This window comes from Mycobacterium parascrofulaceum ATCC BAA-614 (assembly GCF_000164135.1).
Lineage (GTDB): Bacteria > Actinomycetota > Actinomycetes > Mycobacteriales > Mycobacteriaceae > Mycobacterium > Mycobacterium parascrofulaceum.
In genome coordinates, this window is the sequence record NZ_GG770568.1 from 1 (window position 1) to 16,435 (window position 16,435).

Genomic DNA, 16,435 nt, shown 5'->3' on the forward strand with positions numbered 1-16,435 from the left:
CGCGTCGCGCCGCCCTGCCGGCGGCCCGTAGGGCCACCGGTGCCGGTAGTAACCACCTGGTTAGGTGAGTTTTTATCCCTAACGGGACCGCTACGCGGGTGGGGTGACAGCCGAGACACCAAGCCGGTGAGCTGCCGGTTGTCGTGCAGCGCCCACACACTGGCCCAGCCGCGCCCCCGGTCGCCTACCCGCCAAGAGGCCAGCCGCTCCATGCGGGTGCGCTGGCGACCGCGCAGCACCTCGGAGGCCACCCCCAACAGCCGCAGCACCGTATCGGCGCGCTGCACGGTGCGCACGCTGTAGCCGGTGTCGGCGGCCAGCCGCTCATTCGAGGGCCGGCAGTTCCGCCCGGTGCCGTAATCGGCATAGCCCGCCCGGGCCGCAGCGACCGCCAGCAGCGCGCGGCGGCTGATCGGGTTGCCCGGCATCAACGGGCGCACCGCGGTGTCATAGCGGCAGTCATAAGCCACCGCAACCGTGAACGTGGCCCACCGCTGCGCTCGCCCGCTCCAACACGGCACCCCCGCGTAGGGGGCCTCACCGAGCTCGAGCACGATCGCCGCAACAACCGCCGCATCCGATCGCCGGCGCCGCTCGTGGGCGGCGGCCGACAACCGCGCCGCCCACGGCCGCGTACACACCACACCACGACGCGGCCGCAACGAGGAACACCCGCGATACGGCGGGCAAGCAATTTCAGAAATGTCACGGCGCGCGCCATCTGGAACTGCAGACAGGTATGCGCTACCGTGAGATCTGCCTATCAAGCAAATCCCTTCGGGGATGGTGCGAAAGCACCACCGAGCCGAGCGGCTAACTCGGCTCACGACGAACCCTCGGCCTAGCCGGGGGTTTTCGTCTGTTCTGGGGCGGCTACTTCCGCGCGGCTATTGAGATGTGTTGCCCGCTAAGGCCTTACATCGCCAGCGGCATAACCTCCTTATCGAGTTCACGAACGAGCTCGGGGTGGCCTGCATGGATGGCGAGGACGTCGGCGACGTACTGGCCCATGGGGATTCCGCGTTTGGCGGACTCGCGTTTGATGAAGTCGTAGACGATGCGGTCGGCCCGTGTTGCGATTTGGGCGCGGTCACCTTTGTGCGTGCAGCGCGTTTGAGCCATGCTGCAACCTTGCCCGGGAAAATCGGTTAGCTGTTAACGACACGCCGCATGCCCGTGATGTTTTCGTGATCGGGCAGCGGAAATCAGCCGATAATTGCGGTGTGGACGAGGACCTAATGCCGCGGGCGTTCGTGGCCCAGGTGCTGGCTCGGCATTTGCGGCTGCCGGCGGGCTGGGACGACGCTGAGCGTCAGGAGTTCATCGACGACGCCGCCGAGCAGGTTGCGGCGCGCGTGGCTGAGCTGGCTGACGATTGGGCTGAACGGGCGGTCACCGAATGGGGCCGGCAGAACTGGCGGCTGCCCGATTACGAGACTCAGGTCGAGCTGGTCCAGCAAGCGCGAACCTCTGCGTTGGTGATGGTGTTGTGCGACGTGCTACCCGACGTACCGGTCGCCGAGCTGTACACCCAGCCCGGGGCCTACGCCGGCGCCGATGACTAGACGCTGAACGTCTATCAGGCCGAAGCCGATGAACAGAGGCCACATTCGCGCCGCGCTTGCCGCCCGCCGACGTGGCACCCGAAGTCGGAAGCACGGTCAGCGGCGAGGAGTTGCGCCGCGTTACGGATTGCGGTGATCGTCGTCGCCAGCTGAGAACGCTTGAGTAAGCGATGCCAGGTTGGCTTTGAAGTCGCGGTAGGCGGCGCGGCGCTCCTCATCGGTCGCATAATCGTCGCCGTAGCGGTCTAGCCACGCTTGCCAATGCTCGGCTGGAGTCATAAGCCCCACGGTAGGACGGGGTTGCGACATTTTGAGCTCCTATTGGGTTTTGACGATGGTGAGGTTGTGGTCGTGTAGCGCGGTGATGAGCGCGCGTGTGCCGTCGTCGTGCTGTGGTGATAGCTCGTGGGTGATGGCTGTGCGTACTACTGCGGAGACGGGTAGGCCGCGTTCTTTGGCGGTCGCGCGTAGCCGCGCCATTTCGTCATCGGTGAGCCGGACGGTGAGAATTGCGGCTTTATCGCGGTTGGGATGAGTGGCCGGCGCGGCGACGTATTCGGAACTGTCGACGTCTTCCAGCTCGCGGGCCTCGTTGAGTAGGTCGTTGAGTTCGGTGCTCACTGATCGGCCCTTTCACGGTATATGCGCTGAGTTACCGCCTCGGGTGGCCAGATCAAACCAGCCACCACCCCCCCAGTGTATGGCATATGTATGACATCATGTGCTTTCTTACTCAAGACCCAGCCGGCGGTTGGGTGGCTACTGCGGCCTTTCATCTCCTGCCCTTCCTCGTAGAGGCCGCTTCTGTGCGTGGTGGTGGTTGCTGTCAATGGCTCGACCATGGTCGACCGCGGTAGCGGTGTGGCCTTGACAGCCACCACCACCACGTTCACCACAATCACAGGCGAGAAAGGGCTCATGGTGCATCAGGAAGGCGTCATAGGGATGTTGATCTGGCGTAATGCGGATATGTGTAGACATATGCACGCACTTATGGACGCGCATATGGACGGTGTCAGAGGCGCGCGAGGAGCTGGGCGGGCGTGATCGCCACCGGTTCGATTTGGGCAGTCAGTAGATCGTCGTCACCGGTGACGATCACTGCATCGGCTGCTTCGGCGAGTGCGACCAGGTAGTCGTCGTCGGGATCCCGCACTCTTGCCATGGGTGGGCCCGGGTCGTCGCGCAGATCGGCATGGCCACCAAGACTTTCGACGAAAGCGATCGCGTCGGCGACGCTGATCCAGCGCCGGAACTTGGGCCGGATCAGGACGGCGGCGAGTTCATCGAGCAGGTGCTGGCTCACAACTGCGGTGATCGCGTCGTCTGCTACGGCCTCCACAACTCGAGCGGGAGTGCCGTACGGGTTGATCACCGCCGATACCCACACGTTGGGGTCGATGACAACTCGCAGTGGTTCGTCCAGGGCTCAGCCCGCCCTGCGCGGCGAACGCTCTGCCCGTACCGCAGCTAGCTCTTCGGTGGCGAGCCGTGCAGCGTCCTCCTCGCCTGGCGCGTCCTCGGGGCTGATGCCGGCCCAGATCCGCTCGACGGTTCCGGCGAATCCCAGATGCCGCTTCAACGCGTCCTCGAAGACCTCGTATTCGCGCTTGCCTGACCGTGCAGCGGCTACCTTCGCTGCACGCAACAGAGCCTCGTCGATGTAGACGGTCGTCTTCTTTCGCGTCATAGATGCCATTTTGACAGAAAAACTGATTGAGCAACACCATCCCACCCCCTTAGGGCGCACCTACGCATCTAGATGCGTATATGGATGTATGGTTTGGATCGTGATTTGGTCACTTGTGCACACAAAGGGCGGCGTCGCTAAAACGACGACCTGCATGTTCTTGGCCGCGGCTGCGGTGCGTCGGGGTATGCCCACGCGGGTGGTGGATGCCGACCCGCAGGGGTCGGCATCGTCGTGGGCGGATCGGGCGGCGCATCTGGGCACACCACTGCCGTTCGATGTGGTCCCGGCGACCGCAGCAGGGTTGCGGGAGCTGCCTAGCCAGCCAGGTGAGTTGATCCTGGTGGACACACCGCCGGGGACGGCCGCCGCAATCGACGCGGCGATCGACGCCGCCGACCTGGTGATCATTCCGACCGGGCCGCGCGCGGCGGATATTGACCGGGTATGGCCGACGCTCGATATCACCGCGCACCGGTCGACGACGGTCCTGCTGACCCTCGTCGACATGCGGAAAGTGGAGGCGGTGGAGATGCCGCGCGGCTTGATTGAGGCGAACGCGCCGGTGCTGCGCAACATCGTGCGGAACCTGACCGCGATCGAGCGGTCGTTCGGTCGCGGGATTCCGCGGTATTTAGGCGATTACAGCGACGTTTTCGACGAGCTGCTGGCATCGGTAGGGCTTGAAAAGGAGATAACGGTATGACAGCGAAGCCCTCGACGGCAGATACTGTGCGCGCATCGGTGATTCGCCGGCCGACCGGAGCCGCAGCAGCGGCCAGGGCGGCGAGCACGTTTCAAAGCGCCACCGAGGAGCGCTTCGATCAACCGGCGGGGCGAACGGCTGGGCCGCACGAGGCGATGCGCACCACGCTGCATCTGGCCCCGGCCCTACGGACGGGGCTCAAACGCCGCGCCCTGGACTCAGACACCACCATGACGGAACTGATTCGAGCCGCTATCAGCGCAGCGCTGCAGGACGCAGCAGGGCTAGCGGCGGCCTCGATGGAGCATCGACGTGCGAGTAGCGGGGCACGAACGACGCTTGACCTGCCCCGCGGCATACACCGGACACTGAAAAGATTGGCGGCCGACGAGGACACCAGCGTGCAAGCCCTAGTGGTGACGGCGATCCTCTGGGCACACCAGGACCTCGCGTAATGCGAATATGGAAGTACATATGTGCATCTATATTGACGTGCGTATGTGTGGCTATCAGCAATCTGAGGTAATGCTCGTCAGCCGTTAACCGGAGGGTTGCGGTCTTGGCGCCGTCACCGCCCGGCAAAAAGGCAATCTGTGGCGTGCCAGCGTCAGGTCCACCGTTGAGGTCCGGCGCGCGTGAATCGTTGCCTACAAAGCGCGAAGCCCGAGCGCCACGGTCGTCCGGCCGGGTCTCGGGCTCACTTCCTGAAGGCTATTGCCGTAGGCATCACTGACTATATGCCTGGTCAGATGTATAGCGCGACGTCCTGACATAGGAGATTCCGACCGTCCCGATAACGAAGGTTTTCGGGACATCGGGTCGTCCACATTCCGACCTGCGCTTTTCTTGTCCCGAAAACGGCTCTCAGAACCCGTCGGTGCCGGGTGGTACACCTGATGCGTGGTGTTGCTGGGATATGCACGGGTGTCAACGAGCGACCAAAGCGTCGCCGGCCAACTCGACGCACTGCACGCGGCCGGCTGCGAGCGGGTGTGGACCGACGTGGCCTCGGGAACCCTGGCGCGCCGTCCAGGACTCGACGATCTCATTGCGGTAGCCACTGAAGGCGACACTGTGGTCACCACTCGTCTTGACCGGCTCGGCCGATCGCTGCCACACCTCCTCGATCTGGTCGAGGAGCTCAGCGCCCACAATGTGGGCCTGCGCTCGTTAGCCGAAGAGATCGACACCAACAGCGCTACCGGGCGGCTGGTGCTGCACGTGTTCGGAGCGCTTGCCGAATTCGAGCGCGGCATCAATCACGAACGCACCATGGCCGGGCTCAACGCCGCACGAGCACGAGGACGAGTCGGCGGCCGGCCGATGGCTCTGAGCGGCCAGCGACTTGCTCATGCACGGGAAATGGCCGCCGCCGGTGTACCGGTGCCAGAAATCGCAAGCACTTTGCTTGTCGGACGGTCCACCGTCTACCGGGCACTCAATCGACAGCGAGATTCCAGTCGCGCCGAGTGAGGCAAGATATGAGACTTCGCGACCTGGGGCTTTGGAGTGGGGAGTAGTCGGACGTGGGGTGTCTCTTTTCTCTAGTAATGGGAACAGTTGTCAAGGGAACCGTTGCTCAACGGTGAATATCAACACTGTTGACCATAGTGCAGATGGGGCGTGCGCTGAAGCCTTGATGGTTATCGGGCCGCGACGTCGAGTTCTACGGCCTTGCCGATCTATTCGGCAAGGCCGCCGTCTTTAATCAGTTGCAGCAACCCCTACCGACCGTGGCCACCGCCGTGGCCACCGCCGTTGCCCCAACCGGGGCCACCGCCGTGCCCCCCGCCGTGCCCCCCGCCGTTCCCCCAACCGGGGCACCAACGGCCATCGCCGTGCCCCCAACCGGGGCACCAACCAGGGCCATACCCGTCAACCGGTGCGTAGTGGACCGCGCCCGGCACATCCTGTGGGGCCGGGGCGGCGTTCGCGACCGCGGCTAGGCCGATGGCGGAAAAGCCAAGCGCGCTAGCGATTGCGGCTTGGGCCGCGACTTTCTTGAGGTTCATGGTGCAACTCCTTTTGGTTTTACCCGCTTGGACCTGCGAAACGCCAACGGTGTATGTCAACAACATTAGTCCACACTGTGGACAGATGTTCACCGGGCGGCTTACGGTCTAACGTAGTCGATGGCACTTGAAGCGGGTTCTCTCGAAGCCGTGCACCGCTACCTAGCGGTGGATTGTGCCGAATTTTGTTGTCTCACAACAAGTAGAGGAAGGTTCTGTCATGGCGGTAGCGACGAACAAGGCCTGTTTGGACGCGTGTGCGGAGTGTCAGGAGGCGTGTGAGGCGTGCGCCTACAACTGCTGCGTCAATGACACGAAGATGGCCGACTGCGCCCGGTTATGTCTCGACTGCGCAGCGATTTGCGGGGCGTGTGTGACGCTGGTGTCCCGCGGGTCGAAGTGGGCGTCTCGGTTATGCCAGCTGTGCGCCGAGATTTGTGATGCGTGTGCGGCCGAGTGCGACAAGCACGACAACGATTACTGCCGCACGTGCGCGGCGGCCTGCCGCAGCTGCGCTCAGGAGTGCCGGGCGATGGCCTGATCCTCCTTCACTGACCCGGCCTTACCGGCTCACATCTCGGATCCGGCGCGACGGTGGGCAGTCGCGCTGGACGCCGGCGGCCTGATGTTTTTGGACAGCGAACACCTGACCGTCGAATAACCCGCCCTCATTCTGCGGGAGAGACATCGCTCGTAGTGACGGCCGATGTTGGAGGGGAAGGCTGGTGTCACCGCCCGACCTTGTATACCCCCTAGGGGTAGGTACACTGGCCTCGTGACCTCGACCGACCCGCGCGTCCGCATCCGGGTGGCCGATTGCTTGAGCACTCGGTGGCCGCGGTTATCCAAGGCTGGCCCGGCAAGCCTGAGGTCGACAACATGACAACCAGCGACTCTGGACAGTTACCCGGTCCATATGGATATGTCGCGCACAAAGACAGCTACACCAAACGCTTGCGCAAAATCGAACGACTGACAGGCGATTCGACGACGGCGCCGACCAAATTGTCGAGTTTGTCGTCAAAACCTACTTGTTGTCAGGAGCAGCACGGTCTGAATCAACTAGCAAGTGACTCGAATAAATGCCGTCACCGCACACCTAAAGCCACTACACATCACGGCCGTGCCGCCGGCGGCACGGCCGTGATGTGTAGTGGGAGTGAGGCGGGAAGCCGCAATACGTAATCGGCGGCTGCCAGCGCCGTGTGCGAGAGCAACCCGGACTGTGAACCACCTGCATCCAATGAAGGTCGATGATTGAAAGGAAGTGTTCAAGATGTGGCAGGGACTTTTGGCGAAGGCGGTGCCCACCGTGGTGACCGGCGTGGTCGGGGCTGCGGCGTATGAGGCGTTGGCGAAGGCTCCGTGGCGGAAGGTGACGGTGGGCGCTACCGCTGTGGGTCTGCAGGCCACGCGCACGACCGCGCGCAAGACCAAACAAGCCGCCGAGAAAGCGCGGTTGGCGACGGCCGACGTGTTCGCCGAGGCGGCGGATCGTCTCGGAGAACGAGTGCCACCGCCGACGGTAGTGGACCCGACTCCAGCCGCGACCCATGAGGCCGGCAATGGTTGCCACTAAAACTCTCGGCAGCGCTGACGTCGGGGTCACGCTCAAGGTTGTCTCCCAAGGAGGCGGGCGGATGCGGGTGCGCGCCAGCGGGTTTGAGATGGACGCGGTGCGAGCGGTGGCGATCGAGGAGACGGTCGCCCAGGTGGCTGGGGTGCGCGCCGTGCAGGCCTATCCTCGGTCGGGCTCGGTGGTGATCTGGTATTTGCCCGACGACTGCGACACCGCCGCTGCACTGTCGGCGATCGCCGAGGCCCAGCACATCCCTGCCGAGTCGGTGCCCACACGCGCCCCATACTCGGCGAGTGTGGGCGAAACCGGTGTGGTGGCAAGGATTACCGGCGGGCTCTTGCGCTTGCTGGGCGTGTCCACAGAGACCGATACCTCCGAGGCCACCGGCGGGGGCAGCTGTCATCAGCCGGCGCCGTCGTGTCATGGCGCGCCGGTCGCCGACGCCAAGGGCGAGCAGCGCAAATGGTTACGGCGGGTGTGGCTGGCCCTACCGTTGGGACTGCTGTCGATGGCAGCGCCGATGCTGTTCGGCGGCGCCTGGGCGGGGTGGTTAGCGTTCGCGGCGACGGTGCCGGTGCAGTTCGTGGCCGGGTGGCCCTTTTTGGTGGGGGCCGTGCAGCAAGCGCGGGCAGGGTCCGCGGGCATGGACACGCTCATCAGTCTGGGCACGCTGACCGCCTTCGGCTATTCGACGTACGGGTTGTTCGCCGGTGGGCCGCTGTTCTTTGACACCGCGGCGCTGATCATCGCCTTCGTGGTGCTGGGCCGCTATTTCGAGGCACGGGCCACCGGCAAAACCCGCGAGGCGATCAGCAAGCTGCTCGAGATGGGCGCCAAGGAAGCCTGCCTGCTCGTCGACGGCCAAGAAATACTGGTGCCGGTCGAGCAGGTGCAGGTCGGAGACCTGCTGTTGGTGCGGCCCGGCGAGAAGATCCCCGTCGATGGCGAGATCGTCGATGGGCGCGCGGCCGTCGATGAGTCCATGCTGACCGGCGAATCGATGCCGGTGGAGAAAACAGTGGGCGACCGGGTTGCCGGGGCCACCGTCAACACCGACGGGCGGCTGACCGTGCGCGCCACCGCCGTGGGCGCCGACACCGCGCTGGCCCAGATCGTGCGCCTGGTCGAGCAGGCCCAGGGCGGTAAAGCCCCGGTGCAGCGGCTGGCCGACCGGGTTTCGGCGGTGTTCGTGCCCGCCGTCCTTGGTGTGGCTGTTCTGACGTTCGCCGGGTGGACGTTGATCGCGGCCAACCCGATCGCGGGCATGACCGCGGCGGTCTCGGTGCTGATCATCGCCTGCCCGTGCGCGCTGGGCCTGGCCACCCCGACGGCGATCATCGCCGGCACCGGTCGTGGTGCGGAAATGGGAATTCTGGTCAAAGGCGGCGAGGTGCTGGAGGCGTCGAAAAAGATCGACACCGTGGTGTTCGACAAGACCGGCACCCTGACCCGCGGCCAGATGCAACTCACCGATGTCATCGCCGACAAACGGCAAAAAAGCGATCTGGTACTCCAGATCGCCGCTGCGGTCGAATCCGGCTCCGAGCATCCCATCGGCGCGGCCATCGTCGCCGGTGCGCGCGAGCGCGGCCTTGAGATTCCGGCTGCGGCGTCGTTCACCAATGTGGCCGGCCACGGCGTGCGCGCCGAAGTCGACGGCCAGACCGTGCTGGTCGGGCGACGCAAGCTCGTCGACGAAAACGACCTGCGTCTGCCCGAGCATCTCGCGGCTGCGGTCGCCGAGCTGGAAGGGCAAGGCCGCACCGCGGTGTTCGTCGGCCGCGACGACCGAGTGGTAGGCGTGCTCGCGGTGGCTGACACGATCAAAGACGACGCCGTCGACGTGGTCCGCCAACTGCACACGATGGGACTGCAGGTCATCATGATCACCGGTGACAACGCCCGCACAGCGGGCGCCATCGCCAATCAGGTCGGCATCGACCGGGTGCTGGCCGAGGTTTTGCCCGAAGACAAGGTCAACGAGATCCGGCGGCTCCAGGACGAGGGCAAGCTGGTCGCCATGATCGGCGACGGCGTCAACGATGCTCCCGCGCTGGTGCAGGCCGATCTGGGCATCGCCATCGGCACCGGCACCGACGTGGCCATCGAGGCCTCAGACATCACGCTGATGTCCGACCGGCTCGACGGCGTGGTGCGATCAATCCAGCTCTCGCGCCAGACCCTGCGCACCATCCACCAAAACCTCGGCTGGGCCTTCGGCTACAACACCGCCGCCATACCACTGGCCGCGCTCGGATTGCTGAACCCCGTCGTGGCGGGTGCCGCGATGGGCCTGTCCTCGGTCAGCGTGGTGACCAATTCGCTGCGGCTCCGGCGCTTCGGCCGCGACACATGACCGCAACACCGTGCATAGTCGATCCACAACCGGATAATTCCCCGGGATCCGAGCGGCCGCCTACCGGATGATCCACGACCTACTACTCCGCTGGGTCGTCACAGGGTTGTTCGCGCTGGGCGCCATCGAATGTGCTCTCCCGATCCTCACCGGACGCCGCCCGTGGACAGTGGTGGTGAGCCACAGTTTGCATTTCCTGATGGCAGTCGGGATGGCGGTGATGGCCTGGCCGTGGAGCACACAGTCACCCTCGACCGGACCCGCCGTCTTTTTCCTGCTGGCGGCTGCGTGGTTCACGGCGATCGGAATTACTGTGGCCCGATCGCCTGGCTCGCGCCTGTTGTACGCATATCACGTGGTGATGATGCTCGCCACGGCATGGATGTACGCCGACATGAACGGCTCCATGTTGTCCGGCCACTTAAGCGCTCAGCCGAGTGTCTCGATGTCGGGCATGCATGTGGCGGCGATGAACGGGCCGGCAAACGGCGGAGCGCCCCCATGGTTCTCCGTGGTGAACTGGCTCGGTGCCGTCATTTTCGCGATCGCAGCAGCTTTCTGGACAGGCAAGTACTTGATCATCGCGCGGGCGCACGCCATACCCCACCGTCGGTCGATGGGGAATCTCGCTCAGGCGGCACTCGCAGCCGGCATGGCCGTCCTGTTCCTCGCTGCGCTATTCGCGATCTGAGCTTGTGGTCAGAGGCCGAACAGGTCGCCGACCAACGTCGCTGCGTTGCCCCGCGGTATCAGGTGATAAGCCAGCGAATCTATCCTTTACCGCACACACATCTGGGGGCTCCGCAGCAACGCTGGTCCGGTCGCTCGTGTGAATCGTGCCCGACGGTGAAGTGTCGTTAGCTACCCGCTGAAATACAGGTTTGAATACGGCCTAGGTGCGGTAGGAAACGACCGTGGCCATGCCGGCAGCCAGGTGGTATTCGTTGTGGCAGTGGGTAAACCACTGGCCCGGGTTGTCAGTATCGAAGTCGACCACCACGTTCTGGCCTGGCAACACAATCACGGTGTCTTTGCGGGGCCCGGCCCAGTCGGGGCGTGCGACGGCAAAAGTGTGTCCGTGCAGGTGCATCGGGTGATACATGGCCTTTTCGTTGCTGAAGGTCAACCGCACGCGCTGCCCGGGATGCACTACAAGGGGCTCATCTTTGGGATACGAGCGGCCGTTGATGGTCCAGTCGTAGCGCTGCATGTCGCCGCCCAGCTTGCCGCTCAACGATGTGTCAATTTTTTTGGCGGGCAGCCGGACCGAGGGCGCGGCGATGAGGTCGATCAGCGTCAGCACCCGGCCGGAGAGCTGCGGCGGCGTCACGGTTGGTGCCGGTGCAGCACCGGCACCGGTGCGCACCAGCCCGAATGCGCGCGCGTTCTTGCCTTCGGCGGCGGCCACCAAGGGGAAGACGCCGTCGGCCAGCGTGGTGCGCAGGTCATAACGTTCGCCCATGCCGATCAGCACCGCATCCCCGTCCACCGGCACCACCGGCCACCCGTCACTGTGGGTGACCGTGATGCGGTGTCCGCCCAGCGCTACCCGGAAAACGGTGTCCTGGGCGGCGTTGATCACCCGGATCCGGGCCCGCTGGCTTGGCTTGGCCGTCAGCGTGACCGGCGCGCTCGGTTGCCTACCGTTGAGCAGGTACACCGGAAAACGCACATCGCCGCTGTCACTTCCCAGTAGCGGCGAGGGCATCGCACCCATGGCAGGTATCTCCCACGTCCGTGATGCGCCTTCATCGGGAGACGGGCCGCCCGAGGGCGCACCGCTCCGGCGGCCGCCACGCTTGAGCGCAGAGAACACCTGCGGCGGAGTGGCGTCGAGGAGCCAGTCGGCGAGCAGCACGGTGAACTCGACATCGTAGTCACCGGGCTCGTTGGGTTCATCGATCAGCAGTGCCCCGTACAGGCCCCGGCCGCGTTGCAGATTGGCATGCGAGTGATACCAGTAGGTGCCCGGCTCGGGCAACACGAACTCATAGCGAAAGTCGCGACCTGCGTCGATCGGCGGCTGGGTCACTCGTGGCACGCCGTCCATGTCGTTGGGGACCGCCAACCCATGCCAATGGACCGTGGTCGGCTCCGGCAGACCGTTGTGGACCTGCACCCTGAGCCGATCCCCTACGGCACCGCGCAGGATCGGGCCAGGCATTTGCCCGTTATAGGTCCACCCCTGGCTGATCGTGCCACCGATGTCGAGGGCGCCGGGAGCCGCGCTCAGCGTGTGATCGATGACCCGCCCTTGCGGGTATCGACGCTGCTGCGCCGCCGCGTAGCCGGCCACCTGCGCTGACGTCGGCCCGATCTCTGCGCCGCCAGCACCCTTGGTGCCGGTGCTGCTACAGGCGGCACCAATACCGGCAACCGCCAACCCACCGCCGAGCTGCAACGCACGGCGGCGCGACACAGCATTGCGTTCACCCGACCCAGACTCCGCTGACATCCCCAACCTCCAACGCTTTACGTTACCCACGCAGCGTATGAGGTATCGCCAACGGCACCGGCAGATCCGCCGTCGCCACGAAGACGGTTGAATGCTGCAGAATGCCCACTAACTGTGCCGGACTGCCCCAACGCGTGCAAAGCGTAGTGAAGCCGTGTCGCCGACTGCTGGTTAAGCCATGTTGAGCGGTTCCGGCGAGCACCTCGTCATCGACAGCTGGTCCATGCGTTGACCCGCACCGAGAATAAGGTCCAGTCCATCGCCAGCCGTAACACCGACAGCGGTGTCGCAGTGCGCGCGAGGCAGGCCAGGGTCCACCGTGGCCAAGGCCGCGAGGCCGGCTGTGCCGCCTGCTGTGTGCCTTTTTGGCCCGCCGGACGGCGGCTTTACAGCTCGAGCCCGTAATCCTGGCCACGTTCGCGCTCGCGGTCGCGGATCCGTTGCAGGGTGCGGTGACGGTCGTATCTCGGGTGGGGGTGGTGGCGTGACCGGTAGGCAGTATGGCGGGCCTGCACCGCGCTGGCACGCCGGTCAAGGAAGTCCTGGGCACGCTCGGGGAGCTGGTCGCGGTCAGTCAGGTTGGCGATGTCGTGGGCGGTGCGGGCTTGGTCGTCGCGGTGGGCCAGGATGGCGCGCACGTGCTGGGCGGCCTCGCTGGGGGTGCCGCGGCGCAAGGTGTGAATCCCGGGGGTCTCTTGGTGTTCGTGGTCGCCTTCGCCGGCCTGGCGGTCGTGCAGATAGACGTGGTTGGCCGCCCGGCCGCGGGTCAGCGCCACGTAGAGCAGGTTGCGGCTGGTCGTCTCGGCCAGCACGGCATGCGTGGTGTCGGCGGTGACGCCTTGGGCCGAGTGCACGGTGACCACATAGCCATAGGTGACGTGCTCACGCAGGTAGTCGCCGCTGAACACCGCCCGGGCCCCGTCATCCAACCTGCGGGCGGCGATGCGGTCATGAGTGGGGTCGACGGCGAACACGGTCCAGCGTTGCCCGTTACGCACCGGATCCGCCGGAATTTTGATGTCGGCGGCGTCGTGCACCGCGATGCCGGGTTCGTTACGCCGCGACACGATCACATCGCCCTCGGCGATGCGATGCCCCCGCCCCGCGGTCACTGTTTCAGCATCAGGGCCGATGGTGTGGTCGTGGATGCGCCGGTTGAGCGCATCCGCCATCTCGACGGTGTCGCAGAGCAGCAGGGCGTCTTTGCCGGCCGCCACATCAGCCCGGTAGGAGTCCAGGGCGTCAGACGCCATCGCGATCTGATCCCCGGTGTGCAGCCGGCCATGGCTGCGGTACCAGCCGATGGCGCGCCGGACCGGGGCTGGGCCGCCGTCGCGCAACGCCAGCGACGCCGAACGCTCGGCCGGATCGGTCATCCGCCACACCTCCGAGAGCCGCTGGGTCCAGGGCAGATCCGCACAGAGTTGGGCGAACATGCCGCCGCGGGCCTTGACCGGGGCGAGTTGGTGGGCGTCGCCGACGAGCACGGTCTTGCAGTGCGCGGCCGTCGTCGCCGACAACAACCGGTGCAGGTGGGGGGTGCCGATCATGGCGGCCTCGTCGACGACCACCAGGTCCAAGTGCCCGAGTGTGAGGCTGCCGTCCTGCAGTGACTTCAGGGCCTTGGCGACGGTGTAGCCGGTGTCGCCGGCACCTTCCCGCACCGCGACGTCCACCGCCCGCCCGGTCGGCGCCACCACGATCACCTTCACGCCGTGGCGCTGGCGGGCCAGGGTGCGCAGGGCGCGCATCGAGGTGGTTTTCCCCGCCCCGGCCGGCGCCGACAGCGGACACACCAGGTGGTCGGTTTCGGCGATCACGCGCACCGCCCGCCCCTGATCCACCGACAACCCGGCGGCGTGGGTGTCGTCGCGCACCCACAACGCAGCACGTGGGTCGGTGGCGTCGACCAGGGCGAGCAGCGCGGCTTCCTCAGCCAAAAACTCCGATAGCGTGAACCGCTGCGAGCCTTCCCGGTGGTGCGCTAACCGCGGCGCGGAAACCCTTACTCCGATCTGGTCGACTGCGGTCTCGGCGATCATCCGCGGCGGGGCGTCCAGATCCACCGGAATCTGCGCGGCGACCACTTCGATCAGATCCGCGCGGGTAAACGCCGCCTTGTCCAACCCGGCCGCGGCCGCAACTAGGCGCGCCCGCACCCCACCCGCGGCCGCGGTGGCGCGCCGCGCCACCGCAGCGGCCTCATGTGCGGCGCGATCCAGCACCAACCCGCGCCCATCGCCACGCCACTGCTCCCGCAGCTCAGCCCAGGAAAGGGATTCGGGTTTGCGGGGCCGGGTGGCTTTCTGCGCGGCCGCCAACTGCGCCGCACTGATCCCGATAGTGGGGTCGACGACGGCCAAATTGTTGGTGGCCCATTCCCGCAACTGGGTGGAGCGCCGCGACCAGGCCCGCACACTCGCACGCGTAAAGGCGGCGATCTCGGCCATCCCCGTACCCGGATCCACCGGCGCCCACTCCACCCCGAGTGACAGGTGCAGCTCGCGGCGCAGGGTGGCCTGATAGATGATCCCGGCAGCTTTGGCTTCGTGATACAGCGACGTCCCATCCAGCGACACCAGCCGCCCATCGGCGCGGGGCTGACGATTCGGGACCAGCACATGGGTGTGCAGGTGCGGATCCCCGGACCGGCTGGTCTCGTGCTGATAGGCCGCCGCCACCAACCCCGGCAACCTGATGAGGTCCTTCTCCCCGGTGAGCGGGTTGTGGATTCGGCTGTAGCCGGCGTGCGCGGCGAGGTACTCCATGGCTTCTGTGATCGCGGTGGTGTGCGCGTCCAGGACCGCTTTATCGACCACATCATCACCGCGCACCGCCCGCAACAACGACACCGACTTGGGCGCGCAAAACGTCAAATCAAACCCATGCACACTGCCCTTGCCGAACCCGCGACCACACTCCCCACTCGGGGCGGCGCCGTCATCGAGCCAGCGCGCCACCACGTCGGGATCGGCCACCCCGCCGGCGCGCGCCACATCGCTCAGCCCCACCATTTCGGCCGCGGCCCGCGCGTCCCCGACACACGTCCACACCGGGGTGCGGGTGTCATGCTCGCCGTAATACTCACCCAACCCACCACCCGCCCGCTGCAAATCCGCAGCCGCCTGACCGGCCGCCCGCGCAGTGTCGTTGTAGTAATTCACCGACCACCGCGACAACTTCGCAATCGTCAACACAACCCCACCGCCTCAACCGTTTTCGGGCCGCCCACCAAACCAGGGGAGAATTTGCCTGGCAGGCGGCCACCAACCACCCTTGCACCCCTTGTGCAAATGTGCCATAGCGACACGCAGGTAGGAGCAAAAGGTTTGCTGGGCACGGGTGCGGCAGAGGCTGAAGGAAGCCCAGGTAGGCGGGAGATTCGGCAGAAAAGCGGGTGGGATAAACCTGCGGAAGGGTTGGATAGCAAAGGTGACGGTGGACGAGGATGCGGAGCTGGCGACGCTTGTGGCGGCGCGTCGACGACCTCTCCGCCGGCCTGCCCCCTGCCGCCGGCCGATCAGCGCGCGGTGCGCAAACGCCATCGCCACCAACGTGCTGTCGGGCTGGCATCCCAGCGCCGACGACATCACCCGCCTGGTCGCCTTCGCCGCCCGGCAAAACCAACATGGCCGACTACCTCACCGCCATCACCCACCCCGCCCACACCCGACACTGCTAAGCACACCTAACAATCGGATTTCCCGACCACGGTTAGGCCGGCTAACACGTCGAGTGGGCATCCGACAGCAGCCGCATACCGGGCGCCCCAAACACGTCGCGGCGAAGCCGGGTTGGGCATCACCGGTTGGACGATGAAGAACGCCGACCGCCCGCGGCGAAACGAGGCAAACCGATGAACTATGAGACGGCATTGACCGAGCTGTTGGTGCGCCGCGCCCAGCCCGGCAGTGAGCGCGTACTCGACTGGCTGGTGTACGGGACCCCGTTGCCGCGGCTGCCGCGCCTGGACGTGGTGTGCGGGGATCACCGCGGCGGCCCAAGCTTCGACAGCGCCGGCCCCCACTAACCGCGCGGCCCGGGCCCGGGTTGAGGCGTGCGGGCCGCTTCA

General features: G+C 65.8%; 17 protein-coding genes. 9 read left to right on the forward strand and 8 right to left on the reverse strand.

Annotated elements, in window-relative coordinates; translation table 11 throughout:
- Positions 1-641: helix-turn-helix domain-containing protein (locus HMPREF0591_RS29225; protein WP_425270270.1), on the reverse strand; the 641-nt coding region annotated here is incomplete at its 3' end.
- 274 nt (positions 642-915) lie between these two features.
- Positions 916-1,122, reverse strand: coding sequence for a hypothetical protein (locus HMPREF0591_RS29230; RefSeq protein ID WP_007172473.1), 207 nt, complete (start codon positions 1,120-1,122; stop codon positions 916-918).
- 101 nt (positions 1,123-1,223) lie between these two features.
- Here HMPREF0591_RS29230 and HMPREF0591_RS29235 point away from each other — a divergent pair, with 101 nt between their 5' ends.
- Entirely contained in the window at positions 1,224-1,565 is a 342-nt protein-coding gene (locus HMPREF0591_RS29235; RefSeq protein WP_007172474.1) for a hypothetical protein, read from the forward strand.
- 120 nt (positions 1,566-1,685) lie between these two features.
- Here the strand turns inward: HMPREF0591_RS29235 and HMPREF0591_RS33360 are convergent, their stop codons facing one another.
- From HMPREF0591_RS33360 to HMPREF0591_RS29250, 4 genes are all read right to left on the reverse strand, one after another.
- Positions 1,686-1,844: a hypothetical protein gene (locus tag HMPREF0591_RS33360; protein WP_007172475.1), complete on the reverse strand. Its 159-nt coding sequence runs from the start codon at positions 1,842-1,844 to the stop codon at positions 1,686-1,688.
- Positions 1,845-1,883: 39 nt separating this feature from the next.
- Positions 1,884-2,186 (reverse strand): ribbon-helix-helix protein, CopG family, encoded by a 303-nt coding sequence (locus HMPREF0591_RS29240; protein ID WP_007172476.1) that lies wholly within the window; start codon positions 2,184-2,186, stop codon positions 1,884-1,886.
- A 394-nt stretch (positions 2,187-2,580) separates the two neighbouring features.
- Positions 2,581-2,991: a putative toxin-antitoxin system toxin component, PIN family gene (locus HMPREF0591_RS29245; protein ID WP_083179907.1), complete on the reverse strand. Its 411-nt coding sequence runs from the start codon at positions 2,989-2,991 to the stop codon at positions 2,581-2,583.
- Between the two features lie 3 nt (positions 2,992-2,994).
- A complete protein-coding gene (locus HMPREF0591_RS29250; RefSeq protein ID WP_007172478.1) occupies positions 2,995-3,255 on the reverse strand; it encodes a hypothetical protein in 261 nt (86 codons plus the stop codon).
- An 88-nt stretch (positions 3,256-3,343) separates the two neighbouring features.
- Between HMPREF0591_RS29250 and HMPREF0591_RS29255 the strand changes: the two genes are divergently transcribed.
- The 7 genes from HMPREF0591_RS29255 (at position 3,344) to HMPREF0591_RS29285 (ending at position 10,599) form a co-directional block, all read left to right on the forward strand.
- Positions 3,344-3,961 (forward strand): ParA family protein, encoded by a 618-nt coding sequence (locus HMPREF0591_RS29255; protein WP_007172479.1) that lies wholly within the window; start codon positions 3,344-3,346, stop codon positions 3,959-3,961.
- Entirely contained in the window at positions 3,958-4,416 is a 459-nt protein-coding gene (locus HMPREF0591_RS29260) for a hypothetical protein (RefSeq protein ID WP_142274717.1), read from the forward strand. Before HMPREF0591_RS29255 ends, HMPREF0591_RS29260 begins: the two co-directional genes overlap by 4 nt.
- A gap of 445 nt (positions 4,417-4,861) precedes the next feature.
- Complete coding sequence (locus tag HMPREF0591_RS31715; RefSeq protein WP_040624434.1) at positions 4,862-5,434, forward strand: recombinase family protein; 573 nt, start codon at positions 4,862-4,864, stop codon at positions 5,432-5,434.
- A 759-nt stretch (positions 5,435-6,193) separates the two neighbouring features.
- Positions 6,194-6,514, forward strand: a complete 321-nt coding sequence (locus HMPREF0591_RS29270; RefSeq protein WP_007172483.1) for a four-helix bundle copper-binding protein — start codon at positions 6,194-6,196, stop codon at positions 6,512-6,514.
- A gap of 735 nt (positions 6,515-7,249) precedes the next feature.
- Positions 7,250-7,552: a DUF1490 family protein gene (locus HMPREF0591_RS29275; RefSeq protein ID WP_040624440.1), complete on the forward strand. Its 303-nt coding sequence runs from the start codon at positions 7,250-7,252 to the stop codon at positions 7,550-7,552.
- Positions 7,553-7,613: 61 nt separating this feature from the next.
- Positions 7,614-9,908, forward strand: coding sequence for a copper-translocating P-type ATPase (locus HMPREF0591_RS29280; RefSeq protein ID WP_142274718.1), 2,295 nt, complete (start codon positions 7,614-7,616; stop codon positions 9,906-9,908).
- Between the two features lie 67 nt (positions 9,909-9,975).
- The gene (locus HMPREF0591_RS29285; RefSeq protein ID WP_007172486.1) at positions 9,976-10,599 is read left to right on the forward strand and encodes a DUF5134 domain-containing protein; all 624 of its coding nucleotides are present in this window, start codon (positions 9,976-9,978) and stop codon (positions 10,597-10,599) included.
- 201 nt (positions 10,600-10,800) lie between these two features.
- On the opposite strand, the gene HMPREF0591_RS29290 is transcribed toward HMPREF0591_RS29285, so the two are convergent.
- Together HMPREF0591_RS29290 and mobF are read right to left on the reverse strand one after the other, a co-directional pair.
- Positions 10,801-12,363, reverse strand: coding sequence for a multicopper oxidase family protein (locus tag HMPREF0591_RS29290; protein WP_050790183.1), 1,563 nt, complete (start codon positions 12,361-12,363; stop codon positions 10,801-10,803).
- A 386-nt stretch (positions 12,364-12,749) separates the two neighbouring features.
- Positions 12,750-15,560 carry a MobF family relaxase gene (gene mobF, locus HMPREF0591_RS29295; protein WP_007172489.1) on the reverse strand — a complete coding sequence of 937 codons (2,811 nt, stop codon included), beginning with the start codon at positions 15,558-15,560 and terminating at the stop codon, positions 12,750-12,752.
- Between the two features lie 659 nt (positions 15,561-16,219).
- On the opposite strand from mobF, the gene HMPREF0591_RS32805 reads away from it, so the two are divergent.
- On the forward strand, positions 16,220-16,393 hold the full coding sequence (locus HMPREF0591_RS32805) for a hypothetical protein (RefSeq protein ID WP_007172490.1): 174 nt from the start codon (positions 16,220-16,222) through the stop codon (positions 16,391-16,393).
- Positions 16,394-16,435 lie beyond the last annotated feature (42 nt).